Consider the following 13640-nt stretch of genomic DNA (forward strand, 5'->3'; position numbering starts at 1 on the left):
AACTCGCCGCCTGGGCCAGCGCCACCAACGCCGACCAACGCCAAGTCGACTGGAGATTCACCACCGCCGACGCCCGCATCAAACTCCGACACCTATACCCGGTGCTTTAGGAGCGACACCCTACTAGAGCCACCCTCAGCGCTCGATATAGTCGCAAGGGTGATCTTCAAGCGCGTGGGCGACGGGCGCCCCTACCCAGATCACGGCCTCTCCGCCAAGGAGTGGGCGAAGATCCCGCCGCGCCAGATCCGCCTCGACGAGCTGGTCACCACCAAGGACACCCTGCAGCTGGCGGCATTGCTCGACGAGGACTCGACGTTCTACGGCGACCTGTTCGCGCATGTGGTGGAGTGGCAGGGCGAGTTCTACCTGGAGGACGGCCTGCACCGCGCGTTGCGGGCGGCGCTGCAGCAGCGCCACGTCTTGCACGCCCGGGTGCACGCTCTCCAAGCGGTTGATCCGGGCGATACTCGGTAGGCTCCGGGGCCATGACCCAGGCACTGAAGTCGGCGACGACGCTAGGAGCGCTCGTCGTACTTCTCGTCCTGGCGGCGATATGGGGATGGTCCTCGCTGACCGAGCCGCTGCCGAAGCTGGCCGCGGCGCCGCCCTGCACCGAGACGGCCGTCAAGGCAGGCAACACGGTCACCACCGACGAGGTCACCGTCAGTGTCCTCAACGCCGGCAAGCGCGCCGGGCTCGCCGGCCGCACGATGGACGAGCTGCTGGCGCAGGGCTTCCACGAGGGCACCAGCGCCAACGCGCCGTCCGGCACCGACGTCGGCTACGCCCAGATCTGGACCGACGACATCGAGAGCCCGGCGGTGGCGCTGCTCAAGTCGCACCTGCAGCGCAGCAAGGTGGTCGACGGCGTGGACCTGACCGAGCTGGGCACCGTCGGGGTCGTGCTCGTCGTGGGCGACCGCTTCGACGCCGTCGGGGACGGCGCCCAGGAGGTCCAGGCGACCACCGACACCACCATCTGCTCGCCGGCGTCCTGACGGTTGTTGCTAGGGAAACGCTGATCAATCCCGCCTGCTGCGCGCCGCGATGCGGCACGCTGGCCGCGCCGCGGCCGCTCGACAGGCGCCCAGCCTGCCTTCGCGCCCGCGGCTTGCCAGCGCACTCGCCTCGCAACGCTCGCGACGGCGCCATTGATCAGCGTTTCCCTAGGACTCCAGCCACTGGGCCAGCCGGCCGTGCCGGCTCACTTGCCGCAGTCGTCGCTCGGTCCGCTCGCGCACCGCCCGTGGGGTGACGACGAGGACGTCGTCGCCGGAGCGCAGCACGGTACGACGCTCGGGCACCAGCGCGTTGCCGTCGCGGACGACGAGCGAGACCGAGGCGCCGGGCGGCAGCCGCAGCTCCCCCACCTCGACGCCGTGCATCCGCGACCTGGGGGTGATGTTGATCTGCAGCAGGTCCGCGGCGAGCCGCTCCAGCGGCGCCGCCTCGAGCTCGAGCGCGCGCGGGTCGGATGGCCGGGCGACGCCCAGCAGCCGGGCGACCAGCGGCAGCGACGGTGCGGTGAGCAGGGTGTAGACGACGACCATCACGAAGACGATGTCGAAGAGCCGCTCGGAGCCGGGCACTCCTTCGGCGAGCGGGATCGTCATCAGCACGACCGGGACCGCGCCGCGCAGCCCGGCCCAGGACAGGAAGGTCTTCTCCCGCCAGTCGAGTCGTTCCAGGATCGCGCTGAGGAAGACCGAGAGCGGCCGGGCGACCAGGGTCAGGATCAGCCCGGCCAGCAGCGCCAGCCCCACCACGCTCCAGGTGATGCGCTCGGGCGAGAGCAGCAGGCCGAGCATGACGAACAGGCCGATCTGAGCCAGCCAGGCGACGCCCTCGGCGAACGACCTGGTCGCGCCGCCGTGCGGCAGTTCGGCGTTGCCGAGCACGAGCGCGGCGACGTACACCGCCGCGAAGCCGCTGCCGTGGACCGCGGCCCCGGCGCCGTAGGCCAGGAAGGTGAGGGTGATGACGGCCAGCGGGTAGAGGCCGGAGGCAGGGAGCGCGGCCCGACGCATCAGCCAGGCGCCGCCGAAGCCGACGCCGAGGCCGATCAGCGCGCCGGCGACCAGCTCGTAGGCGATGATCCCGGCGACCACCCACCAGGAGTGCTCGTTGACCGCGCCCGAGGAGATCAGCCCGACCAGGACGACCGTCGGCGCGTCGTTGAGACCCGACTCCGCCTCCAGGGCGCTGGTCAGCCGCCGGGGCAGCGGCACTAGCCGCAGCACCGAGAACACCGCCGCCGCGTCGGTCGGCGCGGTGACCGCGCCGAGCAGCACCGCCAGCTGCCATTCGAGTCCGAGCAGATAGTGGCCCGCGACCGCGACCACGGCAACGGTGACGCCGACGCCGACCGTCGCCAGCGAGGCGCCCAGCCGCATCGAGCGTCTGACCTCGTGCCAGTGCGTGGCCAGGCCGCCCTCGGCGAGGATCAGCGCCAGCGCGGCGAAGCCGAGCGCGTGGGCGAGCTCGGCGTCCTCGAACCCGATGCCGAGACCGGCCTCGCCGAGCGCGACGCCCATCAGCAGGTAGACCAGCAGCGTCGGCAGCCCGGTGCGGGACGAGACCCGCACCGCCAAGATCGCGAAGAGGGTGACCGCCGACCCCACCAACACGAACTGGTCGAGCTGATGGACGTCGAAGCTCATGTCACCTCAATTCGGGGGTGGCGGGGTCTGATTCTAGCGGGCAACCTAGAGTCACGATTGTGAGTGCCCGACTGGCGGCGGCGGTGCGCGCCAATGTGCCGCCCTTCCACGTCATGGACATGATCGAGGCGGTGGCCGCCCGGCAGCGTGACCGCGGCGACGTGCTGAGCCTGCTGGCCGGGCAGCCGTCGACCGGTGCGCCCGCCGCCGTGGCCGATGAGGCGGTCCGGCTGCTGCGCTCCGGCGACCCGCTGGGCTACACCCCGGCGGTCGGGATCCCGGCGCTGCGCTCGGCCATCGCCGAGCACTACCTGGCGTCGTACGGCGTGCCGGTCTCGGCCGACGACGTGGTCGTGACGACCGGCGCGAGCGGCGGCTTCCTGCTGGCCTTCCTGGCCGCCTTCGACGCCGGCGACGTGGTCGCGATGTCGCGGCCCAACTACCCCTGCTACCGCAACGTGCTGGCGGCGCTCGGCTGCCGGGTCGTGGAGGTCGACGAGCTGAGCCTCGACACGCTGGCCGCGATCCCCGACCTCAAGGGCGTCATGGTCGCCTCGCCGGCCAATCCGACCGGCACCATGCTCGGCGCCGACGACCTCGCCGCGCTCGCCGGGTGGTGCGAGGCGCACGGCGTACGGCTGGTCTCCGACGAGATCTACCACGGCATCTCCTATGGCGCGGAGCGGTCGCACACCGCGTGGGAGACCAGCCGGGAGGCGATCGTGTTCGGCTCGTTCTCGAAGTACCACTCCATGACCGGCTGGCGCATCGGCTGGCTGCTCGCCCCGGCCCGGCTGCGTCGTACGGTCGAGGTGCTGACCGGCAACTTCACGATCTGCCCGCCCGCGCTGGCACAGCACGCGGCGGTCAAGGCGTTCACGCCGGAGGCGGCCGTGGAGCTCGACGGCCACGTCAGGAGGTACGCCGTCAACCGGGCGCTGCTGCTGGACGGACTGCCCCGGCTGGGGATCTCGCGACTCGCCCCGGCGGACGGCGCGTTCTACGTCTACGCCGACATCGGGCACCTGACCGACGACTCGCTGCGCTGGTCGCACGACCTGCTGGGCCGTACCGGCGTCGCGGTGGCGCCCGGCGTCGACTTCGACACCGTGGCGGGCGGGCGGTTCGTCAGGCTGTCGTTCGCCGGCGCGACTGCCGAGGTGGAGGCGGCGCTGGACCGGTTGTCCACAGGGCTGACCGGCTGAGGTTTCGCCTCCGCTGCTCCGGGGATCCAACTGATTGGGTGCCGCGGGGGCGCCGGTGGAGGTGACGAGATGTATGGAGACCCACGAGCGATCCGGCGGCTCGGCGGTGAGTTGCGCGCGCAGGCCCGGCGGGTCGAGGAGGAGGCCGACCGGCTGATCGCCGAGGCCGCGGCGGTCGAATGGGACGGGGTCGCGGCTACCGCGATGCGCGCCCACGTCCAGGCCCAGGCCGGCGGGCTGCGGCGAGCGGCGGCTGCCCACCGGCAAGCGGCCGATGCCCTCGATCGACATGCCGACCGGGTGGCCTACCTGCTGAAGATGATCGCCCGGATCGAGCATGCCGTGATGTCGGCGATCGCCTCGGCGAAGCGGCGGATCACCAAATTCCTCGACGGCCTGATCGACTCCCTCACGCCGATGGAGGAGGTGCTGCGGGACTTCGTGCCGCCGCCGGCCGGTGACCGCCGTTGGCTCGACGTCCGGATCCCGGGGCTGTCGCTGCCGGTGGTGCTGTGATGGCCACCCTCGTCGACGTGACCGGAGGCATCACGGCTCGCTATGCCGGGGCGCTGCGGCTCGCCGGCATCCTGGACGAGGCGGGCGACCGGCTGCGCGCCCTCGCCGCGACAGGCGCCCGGCTGTGCGCCTCGCCCGACCTGGTCGCGTCCGCGGCGCTGGCCCCGGTCACCGCCGCGACTGCCGAGAGCGAGGTGCTCGAGGCGACCGCCGCGCTGCTCCCGCTCGCCGCCGAGGCCGAGGTGGCCGCGATCGCGGTGCGAGACGCGACCGAGTGGCTGCGCGCGGCCGACGAGGCGGTCGATCTGGCGCTCTCGCAGGCTCGCTACGCCGCTGGCTACGGGGTCGGCCAGCTGCTCGCGCCGACGGCTCTGGTCGGCGGCGCGCTCGCCGGGGCGCTGCTGCCCGCGTCGTGGTGGCAGGCCGCCGACGGCACGCTCGGCCACCAGGTCGAGGCCCATCCCGGCCTCGCCGAGGGTGCCGTGGGCCTGCTGCCCGGGCTCGTCGACGGGGCCCTCGGCCTGCCACCGGGGTCACATCCGACAATGCCCTCGCTGGCCGGCTGGGCGGCCGGCCTCCACCCCGAGGACGGCGCCGTCGCCACCACCCCGACCCCGCTGCAGGTGTCGGCTTCCGGCACCGTGCCCGGCAGCCTGACCGACCTGGTCGAGCACCTCGACCAGGTCAACGACCTGCCCGACGGCGACATCGAGGTGCAGACCGTCACGCTCCCCGACGGCACCCGGCAGCACCTCGTCTACCTGCCGGGCACCGACGACATGGACCCGCTCTCCCACGACGGCCAGGTCCGTGACATGCAGAGCAACCTGGAGCTGGTGGCGGGCCTGCCGACCGCCTACGGGGCCGGCGTCCTGGGCGCACTTCACCATACTGGTATGGTATTCGGCGAGCCGGTGCTGATCGTCGGCCACAGTCAGGGCGGTATGCAGGCGATCGCGCTGGCGGCCCAGCAGACGCCGTACCAGATCGCCCAGGTGGTCACCGCCGGCTCGCCCGTCGGTGGCGTCGACCTGCCCGCCGACGTCGGCGCCATCTCCCTGGAGCACGCCGGCGACCCGATCCCGCTCACCGACGCCGCGGGCAACCCCGACGCCGTCAACCACGTCACCATCACCTTCGAGTCCGGCAGCTCCGGACTGGCCGGCAACCACGGCCTCGACCACTACGCCGCCGGCGCGGCAGCCGCCGACGCCTCTCACGACCCGGCGGTCACCGCCGCACTCGGCGGCCTCGCCCCGTTCTTCCAATCAGGGGAGGTGAGCAGCACGGTCTACCAGATCACGCGCCCGTGACCACTCGCCGACACCTCAGGCGATGTCGTGGACGAACTCGCTGAGCTGGGTGAGGTTGCGGCACTCGACCATGCCGATGACGTCGCCGTACTGCGAGGCGGCGGAGTCACCGGTGTCCCACTGACGGCGGACCTCCGGGTTGAGCCACCAGGCGTGCCGGGCAGAGTCGACCAGCCCGCGCAGGGTGGGCAGGGCCAGGTCGCTGTAGTTGGAGCGGGCGTCGCCGAGGATGAGCAGCGACGACTTGGGGCCGACGGCGTCGCCGTGCAGTTCCCGGAAACGCTCGAGGGCGCGGCCGTAGTTGGTGCGGCCGAACCGGGCCGCGTGCGCCGTCGCCTCGGCGAGCCGGGTCATCGTGTCCACCAGGTCACCGCCGGGGGTGAAGTAGTCGGTGACCTCGTGGATCTCGTCTACGAAGGTGAAGGCCCGCACCTTCGAGAACTGCTCGCGCAGCGCGAAGACCAGCATCAGCGTGAAAGTGGCGAAGTTGGCGACCGAGCCGCTGACGTCGCAGAGCACGACCAACTCGGTGCGGTGCGGTCGCTTCGGCCGGTGGTGGGTGGTCAGCGGGACGCCGCCGGTGCCGATGGAGGCGCGGACCGTGCGCCGCATGTCGACCGGGCCGCGGCGGCGAGCGTGCTTCTCCTGGGTCAGCCGAGTGGCGAGCCGCCGGGCGAGCGGGTAGATCTCCCGGCGCAGCGCCTCCATGTCGGAGCGCCGCGCGGCCAGGAAGTCGAGCCGGTCGATGGTCGGTCGCACGGTGACGCGGGCGATCTGCTCGGGGCCCTTGTCCTCCGCGATCCGGCGGCGGGCGTCGGCCTCGACCATCTCGCGGTAGGAGCCCATCCGCTTCTCGGCGACCCGCTCGGCCTGCTCGCTCCCCCAGCCGTTGCCGCGCAGCCCCTCCACGAGCCGGGTGAGGAGCTCGTCGGTCCCCAGCCGGCGCAGCGCGGTGTACGACGACCAGCCCGACATCCCCGGACCACGGCCCGGCATGGCACCGAACCGGCCCACCGCCTCGGCCGCCAGCTGCCGCAGCCGCTCCACGTCGTCGGCGAGCAACGCCTCGGCGAGCCGCTCGGTGAAGGCGGCCAGATCCTCGGCGGTGTCGACCGGGCCGTCGCTGACGTCCTCGGCCGGCAGGCCGCCGACCATCCGCGGGAAGTAGAGCTCGAAGAGCGAGTCGAAGGTGTCGCGCTGGCTCTGTCGCTTGACCAGGGTGGCGGCGTACACGTCGTGGACCTGCTGCCGCTCGCCCCAGCCGACGAGTCCGAGCGCGGTGACGGCGTCGAGGTCCTCCGGCAGCGACACCGGCATCCCCGCTGCCCGAAGGGCCTCGAGGAACGCGATGTGGCGGTCGAGCAGGGTCATCGGGGTCCCCGACGAGGCGCGAGCGCAGCGAGCGGCTCGGTGGGGTGAGTCATCGCAGCTTGAGCTCCCGCACCGCCCGGTCGGTGTCGGAGGCGTGCTTGAGGACGACGCCGAGGGTGTCGTCGATGGCCTTGGCGTCGAGGTCGTCGATCTCCAGCGCGATCAGGGTGCGGGCCCAGTCGACCGACTCCGCGATCGACGGCGACTTCTTCAGCTCCAGCTCGCGCAGCCGCGCCACGGCGGTGACCAGCTGGGTGGCGACCCGGTCGGGCAGGCCGGGCACCTGCGAGACCACGATCTCCTTCTCGCGGACGGCGTCGGGGTAGTCGAGGTGGAGGTAGAGGCAGCGCCGCTTGACCGCCTCGGAGAGCTCCCGGCTGGCGTTGGACGTCAGCACCACGAACGGACGGCGGGTCGCCGTCACCGTGCCGAGCTCGGGGATGGTCACCTGGAAGTCGCTGAGCACCTCCAGCAGCAGCCCCTCGACCTCCACGTCGGTCTTGTCGACCTCGTCGATCAGCAGCACCGTCGGCTCGTCTCGACGGATCGCGGTGAGCAGCGGCCGGGTGAGCAGGAACTCCTCGCTGAAGATGTCGTCGTGCGCCTGCTCCCACGAGGCGTCGGCTCCGCCGGCCATCGACGCCGTGCCGGAGGCCTGGATGCGGAGCAACTGCTTCTTGTAGTTCCACTCGTACAGCGCGCGGGCCTCGTCAAGCCCCTCGTAGCACTGGAGCCGCACCAGCTCCGCGCCGCTCGCCCGGGAGACGGCCTTGGCCAGCTCGGTCTTGCCGACGCCGGCCGGGCCCTCGACCAGCAGCGGCTTCTCCAGCGCACCCGCCAGGAAGGCGGTGGTCGCGGTCGCGGGATCGGCCAGATAGCCGACCTCGCCCAGTCGGGAGGAGGCGTCGGCGGGCGAGGAGAACCAGGTCATGCCGACATCCTCTCAGCAGTCCTCTCAGCGACCACTCAGCCCCACGTGGCAACCTTGTGCCGTGGACAGCACGAAACCACGGGTGCTCGTCGTCGACGACGACAAGGCCGTGCGGGAGTCGATGCGCCGGTCGCTGGAGTTCAACGGGTACGACGTGGCGCTCGCCGAGGACGGCGCGCAGGCGCTGGCGGTGATCGGCTCGGCCCACCCCGACGTCGTGGTGATGGACGTGATGATGCCCCGGCTCAACGGCCTGGAGGCCACCAAGGCGCTGCGCGCCGCCGGCAACGACGTGCCCATCATCGTGCTCACCGCGCTCGACGCCGTCGGCGACCGGGTCGACGGCCTCGACGCCGGCGCCGACGACTACCTCACCAAGCCGTTCGCCCTCCCCGAGCTGCTGGCCCGGCTGCGGGCGCTGCTCCGCCGCGCCACGACCCCGGCCGGCGACGATGACAGCGAGGAGGAGGTGCTCTCCTTCGCCGACCTGACCATGAACGTCGCCACCCGCGAGGTGACCCGGGGGACGCGCCGCATCGAGCTGACCCGCACCGAGTTCACCCTGCTGGAGATGTTCCTGCGCCGGCCGCGCCGGGTGCTCGACCGGTCCATCATCCTGGAGGAGGTGTGGGGCTACGACTTCCCGACGACCGCCAACTCGCTGGAGGTCTACGTCGGCTACCTGCGCCGCAAGACCGAGGCCGAGGGCGAGGCCCGGCTGATCCACACCGTGCGCGGCGTCGGCTACGTGCTGCGCGAGCCATGAGCGGGCCCGCGCGGCATCCGGTGACGACATGAGTACGGCGGGAGCCTGGCCGAACGGCTGGCACTACCGGCGCTCGCTGGCCAGCCGGGTGGCGCTGCTGACCACGCTCGCGGTCGGCCTGGTGGTGGCCTCGCTGTCGATCACCACCTACGCGCTGATGCGCCATCAGCTGGTGTCCAGCACCGACGACAGCCTGCTCCAGCGGGCGACCACCGCCGCCAACTCCTCGGCGCTGCTGGTGCTGACCCAGAACGAGATCCCGGCAGCGGTGATCAGCACCGCCGACATCCGGATCGCGTTCGTCGACACCTCGGGCGGCGTGCACATCCCCGACCGGGTCGGCGACTTCCCCAAGCTCGACACCCCGGAGCTGGCGGTGGCTCGCGGCGAGCGCGCCTCCAGCATCCGGACGGTCACCACCTCCACCGGGTTGAAGTACCGGGTCGCGGCCGTGCCCACGACCGTGACCGGGGAGACCCGGGCGCTGGTGCTGGCCCAGGCGCTCTCGCCGCAGGAGCGGCTGCTGCACCGGCTCGGCCTGGTCATGCTGTTCTGCGGGCTGCTCGGCGTCGCCGTCGCGGCGATCGCCGGCTGGGGGGTCGCGGCCAACGGGCTGCGACCGGTGCGCCGGCTGACCCACCGGGTCGAGGCCACCTCGCCGCAGGATCTCACGCCGCTGCCGGTCGAGGGCGACGACGAGGTCGCCCGGCTGGCGACCGCGTTCAACCGACTGCTCAGCGCGCTCGCCGACGCCCGGGACCGGCAGCGGCAGCTGATCGCCGACGCCGGTCACGAGCTGCGGACGCCACTCACCTCGATGCGCACCAATATCGACCTGCTGACCCAGGCCGACCTCTCCCTGGAGCCGACCCAGCGGGCCGAGCTGCTGGCCGACGTACGTGCTCAGATGGAGGAGCTCACCACGCTCATCGGCGACCTGGTCGAGCTGGCCCGCGACGAGCCCCTTGCTCCGGTGGTGGAGGCGGTCGAGCTGCACGAGATCCTCGACCATGCCGTCGCCCGGGTCCGGCTGCGGGCGCCCTCGCTGCGGTTCGAGGTCAGCAGCGAGCCGTGGTGGGTGCTGGGCGAGGCGAACGCGCTGGAGCGGGCGCTGACCAACCTCCTCGACAACGCCGCCAAGTGGTCGCCGGCCGGCGGCATCGTGCGGGTCGGGCTGCGCGACGGCACCGTCACCGTCGACGACGAGGGGCCCGGCATCGCCGAGGGCGACCTGCCGCACGTGTTCGACAGGTTCTACCGCGCCGCGGAGTCGCGCGCCATGCCCGGCTCCGGACTGGGCCTGTCGATCGTCAGGCAGACCGCCGAGCGCCACGGCGGCACCGTCTCCGCCAGCCGCGCCCCGACCGGCGGCGCCCGGCTGGTCTTCCATGTTCCCGGCGCCGCGGCGCCCGTGCCGAAGGAGGCACCGGTCCGGTGAGAGCTGCCCTGGCGCTGGCCGCACCCCTGCTCGCCGTCGTGCTCGCCGGCTGTTCCGGTGGCTCCTCCGGGTCCGACTCGGAACCGGAGGCGGCGCCCGCGTTCAACCCCTGCGACTCCCTCGACGCCGACGCCATCTCGGCGGCACTCGGCGCGACGGTGACGCTCGAGACCGGCGACGTCGACACCCCGCGCTGCACGCTGGTGCCGGCGCAGGAAGGCGACCCCACCTTCGACCTGTCCTACCTGTGGTTCGACCAGGGTCTCGACGCCGCCTGGAAGACCATCAACCCCTCCGCGGACGCCCCGGTGACCACACCCGACATCCCCGGCGCCGACGACGCCCGGGTGGTCAGCTACACCGCCGACGCGGCGTACGCCGTCTCGGCCTTCCTGCAGAACGGCGCGCTGATCCAGACCGTCAACGCGATGGCGCTCGACCCGAGCCAGGCCCCGGCGGTCGACGCGGCGATGACGGAGATCCTGACCGAGCTCTCCGCCGGGGCACCGTCCTCCTCCAAAGCCACCGCCGAGTAGTCCCCGATCGCCCCTCGAGAGGTCCCTGTTGGCCCGCCGAGAGGTCTCTCTTTGCCCCTCGAAAGGTCTCTAACGGCCCTTGGGCGCCTCGCGCCAGGACCGCTCGAAGGGCAGCCGCCAGGCGTTAGGCGCGATGAGCTGGTGGATCGCGTTGGGGCCCCAGGAGCCGGGGGCGTAGAGCCGGACCGGCGGGGGGTTGTCGAGCAACGGCTGGGAGATCTCCCAGAGCGTCTCGATGCCCTCCGCGGTGGTGAACAGGGTGTGGTCGCCGCGCATGGCGTCGTAGATGAGCCGCTCGTAGGCCTCCAGCACACCGACCGCCGAGGAGGTCTCGGAGGTGGAGAACTGCATCGACAGCTTCTCCAGCTTCATCCCGGTGCCGGGGCGCTTGCCGTAGAAGGACAGCGACATCTTCGACTGGTCGGCCAGGTCGAAGGTGAGGTGGTCGGGGCCCTGCGTGCCGGCGTTGGAGCCCGCCGGGAACATCGTCAGCGGGGGCTCCTTGAACGCGATCGAGATGATCCGGGTGCCTTCGGCCATCTTCTTCCCGGTGCGCAGGAAGAACGGCACGCCTGCCCAGCGCCAGTTGTCGATGATCACCTTCAGCGCGATGAAGGTCTCGGTGTCGGAGTCCTCGGCGACCTCGTCCTTGCCCCGGTAGCCGGTGTACTGCCCGCGCACCACGTTGGCCGGGTCGAGCGGCCGGATCGAGCGGAACACCTTGTTCTTCTCGTCGCTGATCGGCCCGGGCGCCAGCGAGGTCGGCGGCTCCATCGCGACGAACGCGAGGATCTGCATCAGGTGGGTGACGACCATGTCGCGGTAGGCGCCGGTCGACTCGTAGAACGCCGTGCGGCCCTCCAGGCCGAGCGTCTCGGGCACGTCGATCTGGATATGGTCGATGAAGTTGCGGTTCCAGATCGGCTCGAAGAGGCCGTTGGCGAACCGGAACGCCAGGATGTTCTGAGCCGCCTCCTTGCCGAGGAAGTGGTCGATCCGGAAGACCTGCTCCTCGTCGAAGACCTGGTGCACCGCTGCGTTGAGCACCTTCGCCGAGGCGAGGTCGGTGCCGAACGGCTTCTCCATGATGATCCGGGCCCGCTCCACCAGACCGGCGTCGTCGAGCTCGCGGATCACGTCGAGCGCCGCCTTCGGCGGGACGGAGAGATAGTGCAGCCGGTGCACGACCTTGCCCGGCGCGGCGAGCTTCTTCTCCTGCTCCCTGACCAGCTCGGCGAGCTTCTTGGCGCCCAGCGAGATCGGGATGTAGGACAGCATCGCGGCGAACGGCTCCCACCGCTTGTCCGTCATGGTGCCCTTGCCGAACTCCTCGCACGCCTCCCGGGCGACCTTGAGGAAGCCCTCGGCGTCGATCTCGTCGAGCGAGGTGCCGACGATCATCGCATCGCGCAGCAGCCCCGCCTCGTGCAGCCGCATCAGGCCGGGCAGGAGCTTGCGGCGCGCGAGATCCCCGGTCGCGCCGAACAACACAATGACGTGTGGGTGTTCCATGTCTTCGACGTTAACCATGACGTGTTGCCTGCCTATTACGTGAGTCGACCTGTGGTCAGTCGAGCGGAGAAGTCCAGGTGAACATACAGAACGTGTGCCCAGCGGGGTCGGTGTAGACGCGCAGCGGCTCCTCGGGGTCGTCGATCCGGTCCAGGCGTACGGCGGCGCCGAGCCGCAGCGCCCGCTCGTGGTGCTCCGCGAGCTCCTCGAGACTGTCGAGGAGGAAGTCGAGGTGGAGCTGCTGCGGGACGCCCGGGTCGGGCCACGTGGTGGGCGCCAGCTCGTCGGCCTGCTGGAACGCGATCCGCCGGCCGCCGGAGTCCTCGAGGGCCAGCCAGTCCGCGCCCGGCGCGGCGTCGTAGCCGGCGGGATAGCTCCAGCCCAGCAGACGGCGATAGAACTCCGCCAGCGCGAACACGTCGGTCGTGTCCAAGACGACGCTGCGCAGCCGGATCCCCATGCCCGCCAGCCTCGCACCCCGGACGCGCTCACGCCAAGGGATCCGACACCCTCGCCAGCGCGGCCAGCAACCGCTCGGCCTTGAGCCGGCTCTCGGCCCACTCCTCCTCGACGTCGCTGCGGACGGTGATCCCGCCACCGGTGCCGAGCGTCCAGCTCTGCTTGTCGGGCGTGGTCAGGGTGCGGATCACCACGCCGAGGTCGGCGCGGCCATCGGCGGAGACCCAGCCGAAGGCCCCGGAGTACGCCGCCCGGGGACTGGCCTCCACCCGGCCGATGATCTCCATGGTGCGCCGCTTGGGCGCCCCGGTCATCGAGCCGGCCGGGAAGAGCGCTTGGAGCGCTTCGACAGTGCTGACCCCCTGCCGGAGCCGGCCGCGCACGGCGCTGACGAGCTGGTGCACGCTCGGATAGGACTCCACCTGCATCAGCTCGGGCACGGTGACGGTGCCGGGGTCGCAGACCGTGGCGAGGTCGTTGCGCAGCAGGTCGACGATCATCAGGTTCTCGCTGCGGAACTTCGGGTCGGTGCGCAGCAACGCGGCGGTGCGCTCGTCCTCCTCGGGCGTCGCGCCCCGCGGAGTGGTGCCCTTGATCGGCCGGGTCTCGATCCAGCCGTCCTCGTCGACGAGCGCGTAGCGCTCCGGGCTGCTGCTGAGCAGCCAGGCGCTCGCGCCGTCGACGTCGTGCTGGAGGTAGCCGGCGTACGGCGCGGGGTTGACCGATCGCAGCTCGAGGTAGGCGGCCACCGGGTCGAGATCGGTCTCGACGGAGAGTCGATAGGTCAGGTTCACCTCGTAGGAGTCCCCGGCGTGGAGCGCCTCCTGGACCGCCTCGAACGCCTCCCCATAGCGCCGAGTCGGCAGAAGTGCAGGCGTGGGAAGTGCCGAGTCGGCAGAAGTGCTGGTCGGTACCACCTGCACTTCTGCC

14 protein-coding genes are annotated in these 13640 nt (G+C 71.7%); 8 read left to right on the forward strand and 6 right to left on the reverse strand.

Translation table 11 applies throughout. From position 1 onward, the window contains the following. Positions 1–159 precede the first annotated feature (159 nt). Positions 160–477 (forward strand): type II toxin-antitoxin system VapB family antitoxin, encoded by a 318-nt coding sequence (locus tag QM595_RS15360; RefSeq protein ID WP_415172449.1) that lies wholly within the window; start codon positions 160–162, stop codon positions 475–477. Positions 478–488: 11 nt separating this feature from the next. Then, positions 489–1001: a LytR C-terminal domain-containing protein gene (locus QM595_RS15365; RefSeq protein ID WP_415172450.1), complete on the forward strand. Its 513-nt coding sequence runs from the start codon at positions 489–491 to the stop codon at positions 999–1001. Positions 1002–1169: 168 nt separating this feature from the next. Here QM595_RS15365 and QM595_RS15370 read toward each other — a convergent pair whose 3' ends face one another. Then, on the reverse strand, positions 1170–2663 hold the full coding sequence (locus QM595_RS15370; RefSeq protein WP_415172451.1) for a potassium/proton antiporter: 1494 nt from the start codon (positions 2661–2663) through the stop codon (positions 1170–1172). 59 nt (positions 2664–2722) lie between these two features. Here QM595_RS15370 and QM595_RS15375 point away from each other — a divergent pair, with 59 nt between their 5' ends. The 3 genes from QM595_RS15375 to QM595_RS15385 all read left to right on the forward strand — a co-directional run bounded on the left by QM595_RS15375 (position 2723) and on the right by QM595_RS15385 (position 5697). Continuing rightward, positions 2723–3868 (forward strand): aminotransferase class I/II-fold pyridoxal phosphate-dependent enzyme, encoded by a 1146-nt coding sequence (locus tag QM595_RS15375; protein WP_415172452.1) that lies wholly within the window; start codon positions 2723–2725, stop codon positions 3866–3868. A 69-nt stretch (positions 3869–3937) separates the two neighbouring features. Beyond that, complete coding sequence (locus tag QM595_RS15380) at positions 3938–4384, forward strand: hypothetical protein (protein WP_415172453.1); 447 nt, start codon at positions 3938–3940, stop codon at positions 4382–4384. 17 nt (positions 4385–4401) lie between these two features. Continuing rightward, entirely contained in the window at positions 4402–5697 is a 1296-nt protein-coding gene (locus QM595_RS15385; RefSeq protein ID WP_415172454.1) for a hypothetical protein, read from the forward strand. Between the two features lie 15 nt (positions 5698–5712). On the opposite strand, the gene QM595_RS15390 is transcribed toward QM595_RS15385, so the two are convergent. Together QM595_RS15390 and QM595_RS15395 are read right to left on the reverse strand one after the other, a co-directional pair. Next, on the reverse strand, positions 5713–7068 hold the full coding sequence (locus tag QM595_RS15390; protein WP_415172455.1) for a vWA domain-containing protein: 1356 nt from the start codon (positions 7066–7068) through the stop codon (positions 5713–5715). A 49-nt stretch (positions 7069–7117) separates the two neighbouring features. Then, on the reverse strand, positions 7118–7999 hold the full coding sequence (locus QM595_RS15395) for an AAA family ATPase (protein WP_415172456.1): 882 nt from the start codon (positions 7997–7999) through the stop codon (positions 7118–7120). A gap of 61 nt (positions 8000–8060) precedes the next feature. Between QM595_RS15395 and QM595_RS15400 the strand changes: the two genes are divergently transcribed. Genes QM595_RS15400 through QM595_RS15410 form a run of 3 tightly spaced genes read left to right on the forward strand, consistent with a single transcriptional unit; the run spans position 8061 to position 10739 of the window. Beyond that, complete coding sequence (locus tag QM595_RS15400; protein WP_415172457.1) at positions 8061–8765, forward strand: response regulator transcription factor; 705 nt, start codon at positions 8061–8063, stop codon at positions 8763–8765. Between the two features lie 28 nt (positions 8766–8793). Continuing rightward, complete coding sequence (locus tag QM595_RS15405) at positions 8794–10203, forward strand: sensor histidine kinase (RefSeq protein ID WP_415172458.1); 1410 nt, start codon at positions 8794–8796, stop codon at positions 10201–10203. Continuing rightward, positions 10200–10739, forward strand: coding sequence for a hypothetical protein (locus tag QM595_RS15410; protein WP_415172459.1), 540 nt, complete (start codon positions 10200–10202; stop codon positions 10737–10739). The genes QM595_RS15405 and QM595_RS15410 overlap by 4 nt, the downstream gene beginning before the upstream one ends. Positions 10740–10808: 69 nt before the next feature. Here the strand turns inward: QM595_RS15410 and zwf are convergent, their stop codons facing one another. From zwf to QM595_RS15425, 3 genes are all read right to left on the reverse strand, one after another. Further along, positions 10809–12251 carry a glucose-6-phosphate dehydrogenase gene (gene zwf / locus QM595_RS15415; RefSeq protein ID WP_415172460.1) on the reverse strand — a complete coding sequence of 481 codons (1443 nt, stop codon included), beginning with the start codon at positions 12249–12251 and terminating at the stop codon, positions 10809–10811. Between the two features lie 55 nt (positions 12252–12306). Further along, positions 12307–12711, reverse strand: a complete 405-nt coding sequence (locus QM595_RS15420; protein ID WP_415172461.1) for a VOC family protein — start codon at positions 12709–12711, stop codon at positions 12307–12309. Between the two features lie 28 nt (positions 12712–12739). After that, on the reverse strand, positions 12740–13640 hold a 901-nt coding region (locus tag QM595_RS15425; protein ID WP_415172462.1), incomplete at its 5' end, for an anthranilate synthase component I family protein.

Origin of the sequence: Nocardioides sp., from assembly GCF_047607185.1 — a bacterium.
In the GTDB taxonomy this organism is placed as follows: domain Bacteria; phylum Actinomycetota; class Actinomycetes; order Propionibacteriales; family Nocardioidaceae; genus Nocardioides.